The sequence below is a fragment of the Amycolatopsis camponoti genome (genome assembly GCF_902497555.1).
Taxonomy (GTDB): Bacteria; Actinomycetota; Actinomycetes; order Mycobacteriales; family Pseudonocardiaceae; genus Amycolatopsis; species Amycolatopsis camponoti.
Genome location: NZ_CABVGP010000001.1, coordinates 2166225 through 2181628, shown reverse-complemented (window position 1 = coordinate 2181628; position 15404 = coordinate 2166225). Strand labels below are relative to the sequence as shown.

General features: G+C 73.4%; 14 protein-coding genes. 8 read left to right on the top strand and 6 right to left on the bottom strand.

Annotated features, from left to right (window positions below; translation table 11 throughout):
• The first annotated feature begins 36 nt into the window (after positions 1-36).
• The 5 genes from AA23TX_RS10490 to crcB all read left to right on the top strand — a co-directional run bounded on the left by AA23TX_RS10490 (position 37) and on the right by crcB (position 5892).
• Positions 37-3039 carry an ATP-binding protein gene (locus AA23TX_RS10490; protein ID WP_155542358.1) on the top strand — a complete coding sequence of 1001 codons (3003 nt, stop codon included), beginning with the start codon at positions 37-39 and terminating at the stop codon, positions 3037-3039.
• Positions 3040-3163: 124 nt separating this feature from the next.
• Positions 3164-4552, top strand: a complete 1389-nt coding sequence (locus tag AA23TX_RS10485) for an FAD-binding oxidoreductase (RefSeq protein ID WP_155542357.1) — start codon at positions 3164-3166, stop codon at positions 4550-4552.
• A gap of 229 nt (positions 4553-4781) precedes the next feature.
• Positions 4782-5189, top strand: a complete 408-nt coding sequence (locus AA23TX_RS10480) for a fluoride efflux transporter FluC (RefSeq protein WP_155542356.1) — start codon at positions 4782-4784, stop codon at positions 5187-5189.
• Positions 5189-5521 carry a DUF190 domain-containing protein gene (locus AA23TX_RS10475; protein ID WP_155542355.1) on the top strand — a complete coding sequence of 111 codons (333 nt, stop codon included), beginning with the start codon at positions 5189-5191 and terminating at the stop codon, positions 5519-5521. Before AA23TX_RS10480 ends, AA23TX_RS10475 begins: the two co-directional genes overlap by 1 nt.
• The gene (gene crcB / locus AA23TX_RS10470) at positions 5518-5892 is read left to right on the top strand and encodes a fluoride efflux transporter CrcB (protein WP_155542354.1); all 375 of its coding nucleotides are present in this window, start codon (positions 5518-5520) and stop codon (positions 5890-5892) included. Before AA23TX_RS10475 ends, crcB begins: the two co-directional genes overlap by 4 nt.
• Before the next feature lie 42 nt (positions 5893-5934).
• Here crcB and AA23TX_RS10465 read toward each other — a convergent pair whose 3' ends face one another.
• From AA23TX_RS10465 to AA23TX_RS10445, 5 genes are read right to left on the bottom strand one after another with little or no spacing between them, the layout of a single operon-like run.
• Positions 5935-6885 (bottom strand): LLM class F420-dependent oxidoreductase, encoded by a 951-nt coding sequence (locus tag AA23TX_RS10465; protein WP_155542353.1) that lies wholly within the window; start codon positions 6883-6885, stop codon positions 5935-5937.
• A complete protein-coding gene (locus AA23TX_RS10460) occupies positions 6882-8981 on the bottom strand; it encodes a S9 family peptidase (protein ID WP_155542352.1) in 2100 nt (699 codons plus the stop codon). Before AA23TX_RS10460 ends, AA23TX_RS10465 begins: the two co-directional genes overlap by 4 nt.
• A gap of 20 nt (positions 8982-9001) precedes the next feature.
• On the bottom strand, positions 9002-9853 hold the full coding sequence (locus AA23TX_RS10455; RefSeq protein ID WP_155542351.1) for a PPK2 family polyphosphate kinase: 852 nt from the start codon (positions 9851-9853) through the stop codon (positions 9002-9004).
• 17 nt (positions 9854-9870) lie between these two features.
• Positions 9871-10338, bottom strand: a complete 468-nt coding sequence (locus tag AA23TX_RS10450; RefSeq protein WP_155542350.1) for an SRPBCC family protein — start codon at positions 10336-10338, stop codon at positions 9871-9873.
• Positions 10335-10664, bottom strand: a complete 330-nt coding sequence (locus AA23TX_RS10445) for an ArsR/SmtB family transcription factor (protein WP_155542349.1) — start codon at positions 10662-10664, stop codon at positions 10335-10337. Before AA23TX_RS10445 ends, AA23TX_RS10450 begins: the two co-directional genes overlap by 4 nt.
• A 144-nt stretch (positions 10665-10808) precedes the next feature.
• Between AA23TX_RS10445 and rocD the strand changes: the two genes are divergently transcribed.
• Both rocD and AA23TX_RS10435 read left to right on the top strand, forming a co-directional pair.
• Positions 10809-12041: an ornithine--oxo-acid transaminase gene (gene rocD, locus AA23TX_RS10440; protein ID WP_155542348.1), complete on the top strand. Its 1233-nt coding sequence runs from the start codon at positions 10809-10811 to the stop codon at positions 12039-12041.
• Positions 12042-12540: 499 nt separating this feature from the next.
• Positions 12541-13899, top strand: coding sequence for a DUF2252 domain-containing protein (locus AA23TX_RS10435; protein ID WP_155542347.1), 1359 nt, complete (start codon positions 12541-12543; stop codon positions 13897-13899).
• Here the strand turns inward: AA23TX_RS10435 and AA23TX_RS10430 are convergent.
• Positions 13896-14771, bottom strand: a complete 876-nt coding sequence (locus tag AA23TX_RS10430) for an FAD-dependent oxidoreductase (protein WP_155542346.1) — start codon at positions 14769-14771, stop codon at positions 13896-13898. The genes AA23TX_RS10435 and AA23TX_RS10430 overlap by 4 nt on opposite strands.
• 68 nt (positions 14772-14839) lie before the next feature.
• Here AA23TX_RS10430 and AA23TX_RS10425 point away from each other — a divergent pair, with 68 nt between their 5' ends.
• Entirely contained in the window at positions 14840-15391 is a 552-nt protein-coding gene (locus tag AA23TX_RS10425) for a phosphatase PAP2 family protein (protein ID WP_155544364.1), read from the top strand.
• The last annotated feature ends 13 nt before the right edge of the window (positions 15392-15404 follow it).

The following is a 15404-nucleotide window of genomic DNA, read 5'->3' as shown; positions in this document are numbered from 1 at the left end:
CCGCGCGCGAACCCGTCTCGGGGCTAGCGTGACCGGATGCTGCGGGTGTCGCTGCTGGGCGAGCAGGTGATCACCGACGACGAGACCGGCGCCGTGCTGACGCGGTCGCCGCGGTCCGTCGCGCTCGTGGCCCACCTCGTCGTCCACGCCGGGCTGGCACAGCCGCGGCGGCTGCTCGCGGGGCTGTTCTGGCCGGACTCCACCGACGCGCAGGCGCTGACCAACCTCCGTCGCGAGCTGCACCAGCTGCGCCGAGTGCTGGGCGAACTGCCCTCGCTGGCCGTCACCGGGCGCGACCTGTGCTGGCGGGACACCCCGTCGAGCCGCGTCGACGTCCGGGAGTTCGACCTCGCCCGCCGGGCCGCCCTGAGCGCGTCGGACCCCGGTGACGTCGTCGCCCACGCGCGGGCCGCCCTCGCGGCCTACCGCGGCGAGCTGCTGCCGGGCCTGGCCGACGACTGGGTCCTGGCGGCCCGCGCCGAGCTGGAGCGTCAGTGCGTGGAACTGTGCGACGTGCTCTGCCGGACCCCGGCCGGCGACCCGGCCGTCGCGCTCGCCGCGGCCCGGCTCCGGATCCGGCTGCGCCCGCTGGAGGAGACCGGTTACCGGACGCTGATGGGGCTGCAGGCCGACGCCGGCGACCGGGCGGGCGCGGTGAGCACGTACCACCGGTGCGCGTCGGTCCTCGAACGCGAGCTGGGCGTCGTCCCGGCCGAGCCGACCCGCGCGGCGCTGCGCCGGCTGCTCGCCCGGCCGGACCCCGAACCCCGCCGGGCGGCCGCGCCCGGCCTCGTCGGCCGGGCCGGCGAGCTGGCGCGCCTCGGCGACGCGTGGCGTGCCGCGGCGGCCGGTCGCGCCGGGATCGTCCTCGTGCGCGGTGACGCCGGGGTCGGCAAGACGCGGCTGGTCGCCGAGCTGGCCGCGCTGGCCCGCGCGGAAGGCGCGGTCGTCGCCGCCGGCCGCTGTTACGGCACGCCGGGACGGGTCGCGCTGGCGCCGGTGGCCGAATGGCTGCGCACGCCCGCGGTGCAGCGAGCCGCGGCGTCGCTGGACCCGGTGTGGCGGACCGAGGTCGACCGGCTGCTTCCGGCCGCGCGTCCGGCCGCGCGCGGGCATCCCACGGTCGACGCGTGGCAGCGCCTGCGGTTCTTCGAAGGACTGGCCCGCGCGCTCACGGCCGGCGGGCGGCCCGTCCTGCTGGTGCTGGACAACGTGCAGTGGTGCGACGAGGAGACGGGCGCGTTCCTCGCCTTCTGCCTCGGCCTCCTGCCGGACGCGCCGCTGCTGGTCGCCGGGACGCTGCGCGACAGCGACCTCGACCCCGGCGTGGCGGCCTGGACCGCCCAGCTGCGCGACGACGGCAAGCTGACCGAGCTGCCGCTGCGCCCGTTCGACGCCGACGGCACCGCGCACCTCGGCGAAGCGGTGGCCGGGCGTCCACTGTCCACTTCGGACCGGACGCTGCTGCACGCGGCCACCGGCGGATATCCGCTGTACGTCGTGGAGGCCTTGCGCACCAACGATTCCCCGCCGTCCGGTCGCCTGACCGGCGTGCTGCGAGCGCGGCTCGAACAGCCGGGCCCGGCGGCCCGCGAGGTCGCCGGGCTCGCCGCCGCGGCCGGCCGGGACTTCACCCTGGAGCTGCTCACCGAGGCCAGCGACCTCGACGCGGACACCGTCGTCGACGCGGTCGACGAGCTGTGGCGCCGCCGGATCGTGCGCGAGTTCGGCGGCGGCTACGACTTCACCCACGACCTGCTCCGCGAGGCCGCCTACCAGCAGGTCAGCCCGCCGCGGCGGTGGCTGCTGCACCGGCGCCTGGCCCAGGGCATGGAACTGCTGCACGCCGACGACACCGACGCCGTCGCGGCGCAGCTGGCCGAGCAGTACGCCCGCGGCGGCCGGCCCGACCGCGCCGTCGCCCACTACCGGCGGGCCGCGGCCGTCGCCGCCGGGACGTTCGCCCACGCCGAGGCCATCCGGCTGCTGAAGAAGGCCCTCGACCTCGTCCGCGAACGTCCGGCGAGCGGCAACCGCGACCGCGCGGAGCTGGCCGTCCTCGAAGCGCTCGCCGGGCCGCTCAACGCCCACCACGGGTACTCCTCCCCCGAGCTGCAGCAAGTCCTGGAACGCTCGCTCGCGCTCGCGGAGTCCGCCGGCAGCAAGGAGTCCGCGCTGACGGTCCTGCTCGAACTGTGGTCGTCCCGGTTCGTCCAGGGCCGCACGGCGGAGGCGCACGAAGCGGCCGAACGCGCCCTCTCGCTGCTGGCCCCCGGGACGAGCGCCGAACAGGACGGCTCGGCGCACTTCATCGTCGCGGGCTCGTCGCTGAGCCTCGGGCACGACCCGGCCGACGCGCTGCGGCACTTCGAGGTGGGCGCGGAACGCACGCGCGGCGCGTCGTCGTGGCCGATCGGGACCCGGCCGGACGTGCACGGGCCCGCGTGGGCGGCACACGCCCACTGGCTGCTCGGCCACGACGACGCGGCCGTGGCGAGCAGTGCCGCCGCGATCGCCGTCGCCCGCGGGATCGAGCAGCCGTACAGCCTGGCCATCGCGCTGGCGTACGCCGGGATGACCCACCAGATGCGCCGCGACCGGCGGGCGCTGTGGGAGGTGGTCACCGAGCTGCACGACCTGTGCGACCGGTACGGGTTCGCGTACTACCGGGAGTGGGCGCTGGTGCTGGGCGGCTGGTCCCGCGGCGGGGCGGCCGGGCTGGCCGCGGCGCAGGAGGGCGTCGCGCACCTGAAGGCCGAGGGTTCGTTCGCCCGGATGCCGTACTGGCTGACGCTGGTCGCCGAGCTGTCGGGGCCGGCGGCGGCCCGCGCGACGCTGGACGCCGCGCTCGCCGCCGGGGAGGCCCGCGACGACCGCTGGTGGCTGCCCGAGGTGCTGCGGCTGCGGGCGGCCCACGACCCCGACCCGGTGCCCCGCCTGCGGGCGGCCGCGGAGCTGGCGCGGGCCCAGGGCAGCGCCGCCCTGCTGCGGCGGGCGGAGGCCGACCTCGGCGCTTTCGGGGGCGGAGCCTCCGGCTAGGGGCGAAGCCCCGGGTGTCACAGCGTTCGGTCCCCGCCCTGAGCTGCGGCGAACGGACCGAACGCTGCGCGAACGCCGCGTGCCTACGTTCTGCTCGGGTACCGGGAAATCCGAGAGGGGCACCATGACCACCACCGCTTTGCCGCATGAGGAACTGGCCACCGCGCTGCGCGGCGACCTCGTGACGCCGGCCGACCCGGGCTACGACGAAGCCCGCGCCGTCTACAACGCCATGATCGACAAGCGGCCCGCGGCGATCGCCTACTGCCGCGACACCGCCGACGTCGTCGCCTGCGTCCGCTACGGGCGCGCACACGGCCTGGAGCTCGCCGTGCGCGGCGGCGGCCACAACGCCGGCGGCCTCGGCGTCGCCGACGACGCGCTGGTCATCGACCTGTCCGGGCTGCGCAGCACCACCGTCGACCCGGTGAACCACACCGTCCGCGCCGACGCCGGGTGCACCTGGGGCGACGTCGACCACGCCACGGTCGCGTTCGGGATGGCGACGCCGTCGGGCATCGTCGGGTCCACCGGCGTCGCGGGCCTGACGCTCGGCGGCGGCATCGGCTACCTGGCCCGGCGGTTCGGCCTGACGATCGACAACCTGCTCGGCGCGGACGTCGTCCTCGCGGACGGGTCGTTCGTGCACGCTTCGGAGTCTTCGCACAGCGACCTGTTCTGGGCCCTGCGCGGCGGGGGCGGCAACTTCGGCGTCGTCACGTCGTTCACCTTCCGCTGCCACGAGATCGGCGAGCGCGGCGTCGTGATCGGCGGGCCGGTGCTGTACGACCTGGGCGACACCCCGGACGTGCTGCGCTGGTACCGCGAGCTGCTGCCGTCCCTGCCCGAAGAGCTGAACGGCTGGTTCGGCCTGCTGACGATCCCGCCGGCGCCGCCGTTCCCGGAGGAGCTGTGGGGACGCAAGGCGTGCGGCATCGTCTGGTGCTACACGGGAGCGCACGACAAGGCCGACGAGGTGCTGGCGCCGGTGCGCTCGTTCGGTTCGCCGTTGCTGGTCGGCCTGCAGGAGATGCCGTACACGGCGTTGCAGGGGGCGTTCGACGCGCTGTACCCGGCCGGGCTGCAGTGGTACTGGCGCGCGGACGTGTTCCACGAGATCTCCGACGCGGCGATCGACATCCACGTCAAGTACGGCTCCCGGCTGCCGTCGATGCACTCGTCGATGCACCTGTACCCGATCGACGGAGCGGCGAGCCGGGTGGCTCCGGACGCGACGGCGTTCCCGCACCGCTCCGGCGGCTGGTCGGGCGTGATCGTGGGGGTGGATCCGTCCCCTTCGCGCGCCGAGGACATTTCCCGGTGGACGCGCGACTACTGGGAGGAACTGCACCCGACCTCGGCCGGCGGGGCGTACGTCAACTTCATGATGGAGGAGGGCCAGGACCGGGTCCGGGCTTCGTACGGCGCCAACTACGACCGGCTGGCGGCGGTCAAGCGGCGGTACGACCCGGACAACGTGTTCCACGTCAACCAGAACATCCGCCCGGCGTAACGCGCGGCGCGGCGGCCGGGGTGGAGGGTCCGGCTCGTGGTACGTGAGGGCCACCCTGCGGGACCGAGTCTCGCGAGGTGGCCCTCACGGCTTTCGATGGCTCGAACTGCGCGGCGGCACCGGGCGCCGTCCGGGGTGCGCCGACGACCGGCCCGAGCGGCCGAACCCGGATCGTCGTCACGCCGGGCCCGGTGCGCGGATCACCGCCGGGGTAGGTTCGGCGCGGGAGGTGATCAGCGTGCCCGCGACCCGGTGGGACGTCCTGCTCGCGATCGGCGCCGGCGGCGCGCTGGGCAGCCTCGCCCGGTACGGCCTGTCGGTGGCGGTTCCGCACGCTCGCGGGGAGTTCGCCGTCGCGACGCTGCTCACCAACGCGCTCGGCTGCCTGCTCATCGGTGTCCTGATGGCCTTCCTGACGACCACCGCGCGCCCGCACCACCTGCTCCGGCCGTTCCTCGGCGTCGGGATCCTCGGCGGCTTCACGACGTTCTCCACGTTCGTGACCGACACCCTCGACGCGGCGACGACCGGGCGGATACTGGCTTCGTTCGCCTACGTGCTGGCGTCGCTGGTGCTCTGCCTGGCCGCGGTGACCGCCGGCCTGACGGCGACCCGCGCGATCCGGAAGGGACGCTGATGGAAGGACCGGCCACCCGCCTCACGATCTACGTCGGCGAAGACGACCACTGGCACCACAAGCCGCTCTACCACGAGATCGTCCGCCGGGCCCGCGACGCCGGGCTGGCCGGCGCCTCGGTGCTTCGCGGTGTCGAGGGCTACGGCGCGTCGTCGCTCATCCACACCACGCGGATCCTGTCGCTGTCGGAGGACCTGCCGATGGTGATCGTGATCATCGACGCGGAGGAGAAGCTGCGGGCGTTCCTGCCGCAGCTGGACGAGCTGATCGGCGAGGGCCTGGTGACGCTCGACCAGGTCGAGGTGGTCCGCCACGTGGGGCGGACCGGGTGACCCTGGTCCTGGTGGCCCTCGGCGGGGCGGCGGGCTCGATCCTGCGCTACCTGACCGACCGGCGGGTGCAGTCGTGGCGGGACTCGCCGTTCCCGTTCGGGACGCTGACGGTGAACGTCGTGGGCTCGTTCATCCTGGGCTTCCTGAGCGGCTGGCTCCTGCACGGCGCGGAGCCGTCGTCGGTGCGCGCGCTGGTCGCGGTGGGTTTTTGCGGCGGGCTGACGACGTTCTCGACGTTCGGCTACGAGACCGTGCGCCTGTTCCTGGAGAAGACGCGGCTGTACGCGGTGCTGAACGTGGTGGCGACGGTGGTCGCGGGCCTGACTTCCGGCACGCTCGGCCTGCTGCTAGCTACCGCACTCTGGTCGTGAGTGAGAAACAGTGTTCTAACCCTGTTTCTCACTCACGACCCCTCAGCGCGGCGCGAGGCCGCGAACCTGCTCGAACGGATCCCCGCCCGTCGGCAGCAGCGCGATGATCGGCGTCGTCAGCCCGTTGTCCACATAGGACTGGACCTGCTCGCGACACGACTCGACACTCCCGTGGATCACCAGCTCGTCGACGACCGAGTCCGGGATCACCTGGTTCGCCTTCTGCCGGTCACCGGCGGCCCACGCTTCGTGCATGGGCGCCAACTGCGAACCGCGACCCAGCCACTCGTGGAACGCCGCGTACACCGGGACCGTCAGGTAACTCGAGATCAGCATGCGGCCCAAGCCACGCGCCGCTTCCGCGTCTTCGGTCGGGCACACGAAGATCCGGGCCGCCAGCTCGACGTCCGGACCGATCACCGAGCGCACCTTCGGCACGTCCGAAGCCGCCAGCCAGTTCGTGATCGCGCCGTCCGCTTCGCGAGCCGCCAGCTTCAGCATGCCCGGGCGCAGGGCCGCCAGCATGATCGACGGCGGCGGGTCGGCCGGGCGCTCCAGCCGGAACTTCGAGACGGCGAACGTTTCGTACTTCTCGCTGACCTTCTCCCCCGCCAGCGCGGAACGCAGGAACCGCAAGGTGTCCCGCGACCGCGCGAACGGCTCTTCGAAGGGAGCGGCGTTCCAGTTCGTGACGATCACCGGCGACGACGCGCCGATGCCGAGGACGAACCGGCCCGGCGCCAGCTCCGCGACCGTCGCCGCCTGCATCGCCAGCAGGCCCGGCCCGCGCGTGTACACCGGGACGATCGCCGTGCCCAGCCGCAGCTGGGGCGCCCACTGCGAAGCCAGGACCAACGGCGTGAACGCGTCGGTGCCCGCCGTCTCCGCCGTCCACGCGTCGGTGTAGCCCAGGTCCGGCAGCTGCTCGACCAGCTCGCGGTGCGCCGTCAGCGGCACCCCGGTCAGCGGGATCGTGAGGCCCCAGCGACTCATGCGTTCTCCTTGTCCACGGCGGAAAGCTCGCGCAGCAGCCAGTCCACCTGCGTGCGCATCAGGTTCTCCGCGACCTCTTCGGCCTGCGGTGTCATGTGGGTGGCCCCCGCCAGCGGCAGGAAGACGTGTGACCGCCCCTTCGCCAGCAGCGCCGACGAGAGCCTCAGCGAGTGCGCGACGAACACGTTGTCGTCGGCCAGCCCGTGCACGATCAGCAGCGCCCGGCTCAGCTCCGCCGCGCTCTCGATCAGCGAGTTGTGCGCGTAGCTCTCGACCTCGTCCTGCGGCTTGCCCAGGTACCGCTCGGTGTAGTGCGTGTCGTACAGCGACCAGTCGGTGACCGGCGCACCCGCGACCGCCGCGTGGAAGACGTCCGGCCGGCGCAGCACGGCCAGCGCCGACAGGTACCCGCCGTAGGACCAGCCGCGGATCGCGACGCGCTCCAGATCCAGTTCGGGATGAGACGCTGCCGCCGCCTGCAACGCGTCCACCTGGTCCTGCAGGGTGACGTCGGCGAGCCGGCCGTGGATCTCGCGCTCCCACACCGCGCCGCGGCCGGGCGTGCCCCGGCCGTCCGCGACGAGCACCGCGAAGCCCTGGTCGGCCAGCCACTGCGACGTCAGGAACGCGTTGCGGCTCTGCAGGACGCGCTGGGCGTGCGGGCCGCCGTACGGGTCGAGCAGCACCGGCAGCTTGCCTTCGCTCGGCTCGTAGCCGCGCGGCAGGAGCAGCGCCGCGCGCAGGCCGCGCTCCCCCAGCGTCAGCCAGGTCAGGTTCGGCACGATGTCCGGGTCCACAGTGGACGACTCGATCGACGCCACCGGCGCGCCGTCCCGCAGCACCGAGACGCGCGGCCCGCTGTGGTCGAGGCTCCACGACGACACCACGGTGACCGCGGCGGAGCCGGACCCGACGTGCACGCCGTCCACAGTGGACAGGCGACGGATCGACGCGCCTTCCGTGCGGAACACGTGGATCTGCGTCGGGTCGTCCTCGGAAGCGCTGAAGAGGATCTCGTCGCCGACGTCGAGCACGGCCCGCAGCTGAAGCCCGGCCGGGGTTACGGCCTCGCCGCCGACGCAGAGCCGGTGGTCGCCGTCGACCATGCCCTCGGTGACGAGGCGGCCGTCGGGCGTCCACGCCGGGACGCCGCCGACGATGTCGATCCAGTGCTGGTCGGACGCGGTGTGCACGACCGACGTCGAGCCGTCGGTGACGTCGAGGGCGAGGACGTCCATCCGCTTCTGGTCGCGCGGCTCGACGGCCAGCAGCGGCGCGCCGCCCGCCGACCAGTGCACCGAGGCCAGGTACTCCCACTCGCCCGGGGCGACGTCCACGCGGGACCCGTCCAGGCCGAGCACGGCCAGGGACACGAGCGCGTTCGTGGTGCCCGCGGCCGGGTAGGCGACGACGTTCGCGGGGTTCTGCGGGTTGGCCGGGTCGGCGATGGTCCAGCGCGGCACCGGGCCGCGGTCGGACCGCTCGGCCAGGATGCTGCGGCCGTCCGGGGCCCACCAGTAGCCGCGGGTGCGGTCCATCTCCTCGGCGGCGATGAACTCGGCGAGGCCCCACGCGATGTCCTCGCCGTCCTCCTCGACGAGCACGTGGTCGTCGCCGGTGGCCAGCTCCAGGACGTGCAGCCGCTGGTCCTGCACGTACGCGACGTGCGTGCCGGCCGGGTTCGGGCGCGGGTCGATGACCGAGCCGTCGACGCGCAGCGTCACCTCACCGGAAGCGAGGTCGAGGGTGTAGAGCTTGCCCGAGAGCGAGAACGCGGCGACGGTGAAGCCGGCGTCGACGCTGTAGTGGACGACGCCGCCGCCGGCCTCGCGGGCGCGTTCGCGGCGCGCCCGCTCCTCGGCCGGCAGCTGCTCTTCACCGGGCAGCAGCTCGACGGCGTCGACGAGCTTCGTCTCGGCGCCGGTCGCGAGATCGGCCGACCAGAGGCTGTGCCGGGGGTCGGTGCCCGACTCCGCGCGCAGGAACAGCACGCGCGAGGCGTCCGGGGCGACCCGGAACTCCTTGGGCGCGCCGAGGGTGAAGCGCTGGGTCCGGGCCTGCTTGCGGAGGAACGGGAGGTCGTCGACATCGGTCACGTCCGCACTCTTTCAGACGGTCACGACGGGACGCCAACACCCTTCAGCTTCGCCAGCTCTTCGGCGACGTCGTAGTCCGGCTCCGGGAACTCCGGCTTCAGCTCCGTGAGGGTCTCGCTCAACAGTTCGGCGACCGCCCAGTTCCGGTACCACTTGTGGTCGGCGGGCACGACGTACCAGGGGGCGTGGGCGGTCGACGTCTTCTTGAAGATGTCGGCGTAGGCCTCCTGGTAGGCCGGCCAGTGCGAGCGGGCTTCGAGGTCGCCCGGGTTGTACTTCCAGCGCTTCTCGGGCGTCTCCAGCCGGGCCTTCAGCCGCCTGAGCTGCTCCTCCGGCGAGATGTGCAGGAAGACCTTGACGACGGTCGTGCCCGTATCCGTCAGCTCCTGCTCGAAGGCGTTGATCTCGCCGTAGCGGCGGCGGCGCTCGGCCGCGGTCAGCAGCCCGGTCACGCGCGGGACCAGGATGTCCTCGTAGTGCGAGCGGTCGAAGACGCCGATCTGGCCGGGCGTGGGCAGCTGCTTGCGGATCCGCCACAGGTAGTGGTGGCGCCGCTCGGCCGCGGTGGGCTTCTTGAACGCGGCGTAGTGCACGCCCATCGGGTTCACCAGGCCGAGCACGTGCGAGACCGTGCCGCCCTTGCCCGAGGTGTCCATGCCCTGCAGCACGAGCAGGACGCTGCGCCGTCCGCCGCCGACGCCCTCGGCGTAGAGCGCCTCCTGCAGCCCGGACAGCAGCTCGCCGGCGCCTTCGAACTTGGCGAGCGCCTTGGCCTTCTTGCCGGGCCCCACCGGGGTGGAGCCCGGGTCCGGCAGCTCCGCGCCGACGCGCAGCGCGTCCCGGACCCGGCTTCCTTCGTCCTTCTTCGCCATCCCGCGAAGCTACCCGCTCAAGCGGCGGCTTTCTCGGCGAACAATTTCAGCAGCCCGCCGTGTCCGCCGTCGCTGGAGACGCCGTCGCGGACCTTCTCCGCGGTTTCCCCGTGCCGCTCGAAGTTCCGGTGCTCCAGCTCGACGCGCGTGCTGCGGGGTCCTTCCTCGATGAACCGGACGTCGATCTCGCTGGCGTGCGCGGGATCAGGGTCCACCTTCCAGTCGCCGTCGATCCGCCACGACAGGACCACCCGGGCGGGTGGCTCCCAGACGAGCACCTCGCCCCACTGGCACTCGGCGCCGTCCACGGTCTTCTCGTACCAGCGTCCGCCCGGCTTCGGCTCGATGACGGCCTCGGCGAGGTCGGCTTCGCCCAGGTGGTGCTCGCGCGGCCACCAGCTGTCGAAGGCCTCGGTGTAGGTCTTGAACGCGTGCTCGCGCGAGCAGGCGACGGTGATCGTCTTGCGGATCGGCTCCAGGGTCATGACTGCTCCTCTTCGGGGGATTCGGTGGATTCGGCGTACTCGGCGAACGAGCGCAGCGCGTCCGACCACATCCGGTCGAGGTAGGCGCGCACCGCGGCGATGCCGTCGGGCTCGAGGCGGTAGAGCCGCTTCGTGCCCTCGGCCCGGTCCGCGACCAGGCCGGCTTCCTTGAGCACCTTGAGGTGCTGGGAGACGGCCGGGCGGCTGATCGGCAGGTCCGCGGCCAGCTCGCCGACCGCGCGGGGCCCGGCGCGGAGCGCTTCGACGATCGCGCGCCGCGACGGGTCGGCCAGCGCGGCCAGCTGGTCGCTTCCGTAAGTCGCCACGAACGGTAAGTTACGACTTACCGACGTGCTCGTCAACCGGCACGCAGTGTTTCGTGGGTGTGACGGGCGGATTGCGCAACGAACAACGGGTGAAAGCAATGATTCCCGGCTGAACTCTGCGTGTTCTGCCTCTAACCTGAACACATGACGACGTTCGCCGGCCGGGAGACCGCCGCCCCCACCGCCGCGAGCTTCATCGAGCTCGACGAGCGGTGGAGCACGCACAACTACCACCCGCTGCCCGTCGTGATCGCCGAAGCCGCCGGCGCTTCCGTCACCGACGTCGAAGGCCGGTCCTACCTCGACTTCCTCTCCGGCTACTCGGCCCTGAACTTCGGCCACCGCCACCCCGACCTGATCGCCGCCGCGGTCGAGCAGCTCGGCCGCGTCACGCTGACGTCGCGGGCGTTCCACCACGACCAGCTCGGCCTGTTCTGCCGCGAGCTGGCCGAGCTGACCGGCACCGAGCTGGTGCTGCCGATGAACTCCGGCGCCGAGGCCGTCGAGTCGGCCGTCAAGATCGCCCGCAAGTGGGCGCACCGGGTCAAGGGCGTGCCGGACGGCACGGCCGAAATCATCGTCGCCGGCTCGAACTTCCACGGCCGGACCACCACGATCGTGTCGTTCTCGACCGACGAGACCGCGCGCGCCGACTTCGGCCCGTTCACGCCAGGCTTCGTCACGGTGAAGTACGGCGACGCGGCCGCGCTGCGCGACGCGATCACCCCGCGCACCGCCGCGGTGCTGCTGGAGCCGGTGCAGGGCGAGGCCGGCGTCATCGTGCCGCCGGAGGGCTACTTCGCCGACGTCCGCGCGGCCTGCGACGAGCACGGCGTGCTGCTGATCGCCGACGAGATCCAGTCCGGGCTGGCCCGCACCGGCACGGTGCTGGCACTCGACCACGAAGGCGTCCGCGCGGACGTGTACACGCTGGGCAAGGCCCTCGGCGGCGGCATCATGCCGGTGTCCGCGGTGGTCGGCCGCCGCGACGTGCTGGGCGTGCTGAAGCCGGGCGAGCACGGCTCGACGTTCGGCGGCAACCCCCTGGCCTGCGCGGTCGGGCGCGCGGTCGTCCGCCTGCTGGCCACCGGCGAGTTCCAGCAGCGCTCCACGGAGCTGGGCGCCCACCTGCAGACGCGCCTGGGTTCGCTGATCGGGTCGGGACTGTCCGAAGTCCGCGGCCGCGGCCTCTGGGCGGGCATCGACATCGCCCCGGGCGGGCCGTCGGGCCGCGAGGCATCGGAGGCGCTGGCGACGCGGGGCGTGCTGTGCAAGGAGACGCACGAGCGCACGCTGCGGGTCGCGCCGCCGCTGGTGATCACCCGCGAGGAGCTGGACCGCGGCATCGACGCGATCGCCGAGGTCATCCGCCCCTGAACCACCGGATGCCGCCGGGTGAGCCTCCCGCCCCGGCGGCATCCGGAGCACACTACGGCGCGCCGTGCCCGGCGCCGGCCCGGCGGCGCCTCCCGCAGGCGCGGACCCCCGGCCCCAGGTATCCCGGACGCGGCTCGCGTGACCCAGCAGCAGTCCGGAGCGCCCCACCCGGGCAGGTATCGCGGCGCGGCTCGCGCGACTTCGGCCCCGGTCTTCCCACGGCCAAGCACACCGGCGGCCACCGCGTCCGGAGCACGACACGACCGGGTGACCCGGCCGTGGCTGGCGGCGCACCAATCCCGGCGGCTCCGCCGCCTCCCCGCAACAGCCCCGAGCGCAACCCCGGCCCACGCAGACACTTCCGGCGCGGCTTGCGCAACCCCGGCCCGGCGGCGCATCCCTGCCCCCGGCCGAGCGCACTGGTGCCCGGCGGCATCCGGAGCACACCCGGCCGGAGGACGCCGGGAGCAGAACGTCCCCTTCGGACGTTGTGCCCGGTATGGGATCAGGGGAATGGGTGGAGCGGCCGCTCGTCGGCACCGAAAGCGTGACGCCGGCCGAACTCTACGAGCAAGGGAAGCGGCTCCGCGAGAAGACGCCCGCGAGCGCGCACGACCACGAAGCCGCCGCGAAGGACCGGCCGAGCGCGAAGCAGTACTTCGACGCCAGCAACGCCGGACGCCTCCCCGAACTGGTCGAACTCCGCCGCGAGCGCATGCTGGCCTCGCCGTTCACCTTCTTCCGCGGCGCCGCCGGGCTGATGGGCGCCGACCTCGCGGGCACACCGGACTCCGGGCTCACCGCTCAGCTCTGCGGCGACGCCCACGCCGCCAACTTCGGGCTCTACGGCACCCCCGAAGGCAAGATCGTGATGGACATCAACGACTTCGACGAGACCGTCCCGGGCCCCTGGGAATGGGACCTCAAGCGGCTCGCGGCCGGCCTCGTGCTCGCCGGCCGCGAGGGCGGCATCGGCGAGTCCGGCTGCCGCGAGGCCGCCGAAGACGCCGTGAAGTCCTACCGCCGCACCATCCGCGCGCTCGCCGACCTGCCGTTCCTGCGCAGCTGGAACGCCCTGCCGGACTCCTCGGTGCTGTCCAAGGCCCGCGCGGACGAGCTGATCGACGACTTCGCCGACGCCGCCGAGAAGGCCCGCAAGAACGACAGCGCGAAGGTCGCCGCGAAGTGGACCGAGCGCGTCGACGACCACGAGACCGGCCTGGCGCGCCACCGGTTCGTCGAGGACCCGCCGGTGCTCACGCACGTCGACGAGCGGACCGCCGAAGCCGTCGCCGCCGGGCTGGTGTCCTATGTGGACACCCTGCGCGAGTCGCGGCGGACGCTGATCGCGCGGTACCGGATCGCCGACGTCGCCTTCCGCGTCGTCGGCACGGGCAGCGTGGGCTTGCGCAGCTACGTCGCCCTGCTGCACGGCAACGACGACGAAGACCTGGTATTGCAGGTGAAGCAGGCGCAGAAGCCCGCGCTCGCGCCGTACCTCGACCTGCCGGCAGCGGAGCACGAAGGACAGCGGATCGTCGACGGCGCGCGGCTGGCGCAGGCCGAGACCGACGTCCTGCTCGGCTGGACCACGATCGACGGCGTCCCGTACATCGTCCGCCAGTTCCGCAACCTCAAGGGCGACATCGACCCGTCGGAGCTGGAGAAGGACCACCTCGACGACTACGGCCGCCTGGCCGGTGCGCTGCTCGCCCGCGCCCACACGCGCTCGCTGCACCCGAAGCTCCTGGCGGGCTACTTCGCCGAAGACTCCGAATTGGACGAGGCGATGGGCGCGTACGCCGTGCGGTACGCCGACCTGACCGAGGCCGACCACGCCGCCTTCTCGGCGACCTAGGACGCCACCAGAGCCGCGACGTCCGCCGCGCAGCCCCACGCCAGCGTGATCCCCGAGCCGCCGTGGCCGTAGCAGTGGACGACGTCGCCCTTCCGCTCCAGCCGCACCACCGGCCGGAACGGGCGCAGGCCCACCAGCGACCGCAGGACCTCCGCCCCCGCCAACGCCGGGACCAGCTCGCGGCAGCGGCGCACGATGTCCGCCGTCACGACCGGGTTCGGCTCCGTGCCGGCGCGGCCGGGCTCTTCCGTGCCGCCGCAGACCACGTGGCCGCCGTGGGGGATCACGTACGTGGCGCCCGGGCCCGTCTCGTCGACCACGAACTCCGTCAGGCCCGGGTCGGCCAGGTGCACGACCTGGCCGCCGATCGGGACCAGCGAGCCGTCGCCCGCCAAGACCCCGGCGCCCGAACCTGTCGCGTTGACCACCGGGCCCAGGCCCGACAGCGAAGCCAACGTCCGGTGCTCGACGCGCACGCCCAGCGAAACCACCTGCGCGAGGAGCCACTCCAGGTACACCGGCGTGTCGACCAGCGCCGTCGTGAACACCAGGTGGCCGCCGTCGCGGACCGGGTCGATCATCGCCGGCAGCCACTGCGGCGCGGGCTCCCCCGGCGCCAGCAGGACGTGGCCGCGGCGGAAGCGCACGCCCGGCGCCTCCTGCTCGCGCAGCACCGCCAGGGTCTCGGCCGTCCAGCGCACGATCCGCTTGTCCGGCAGGCGCACCGGCGGGTACAGCACCCCGCCCGCGACCGCAGACGTCGTCTCCCCCGGCGGGGCCGCCGCGACGACCGTGACGTCGTGTCCCGCACCGGCCAGCCGGTACGCGCAGCTCAGGCCGATGATCCCGGCCCCCGCCACCGTGATGTGCATCCCCGCATCGTGGCAGACGGGTGCATCACGGAGTCACAGCTACCCTCTCGCGAGTGAGGACAATGTGGGTGCCGGCCGCGGTCTGCGGCCTGCTCGCGGTGCTGCTGGGGCTCCCGTTCGCCGGCGGGAGCACGCCCGGGGCCGTGGACGCGACGGTCGCCGGCTGGACCGCGCACCTGAGCCCCGGCGTGCTGCGGGCGCTGGTCCTGCCGACCGAGCCCGCCGTCGTGATCGCCCTCGGCGTGCTCGCCGTCGTCCTGTGCCTGCGCGCGGGGCGGCGGACCGACGCCGCGCTCGCGCTCGGCGCGCCGCTGCTGGCGGTCCTGCTGAACGCCTTCCTGCTCAAGCCGCTGTACGACCGGTGGAAGAACGACACCCTGGTCTACCCGAGCGGCCACACGGTGAGCCTGGTCGCGGTGCTGACCGTGCTCGTCCTCGTCACGCGCAAGGCGTACGTCGTCGTGCTGAGCGCGCTGGCGCTGCTCGTCGCCGCGGCCGGGCTGGTCGGCATGGGCTACCACTACCTGACCGACGTCGTCGGCGGGACGCTGTTCGCGGTCGCCGTCGTGCTGCTCACGTGGTCGGTGCCGCGTCGCGTGCCAGCGCGGTCAACCGGCTGACCGCGCGACCCTG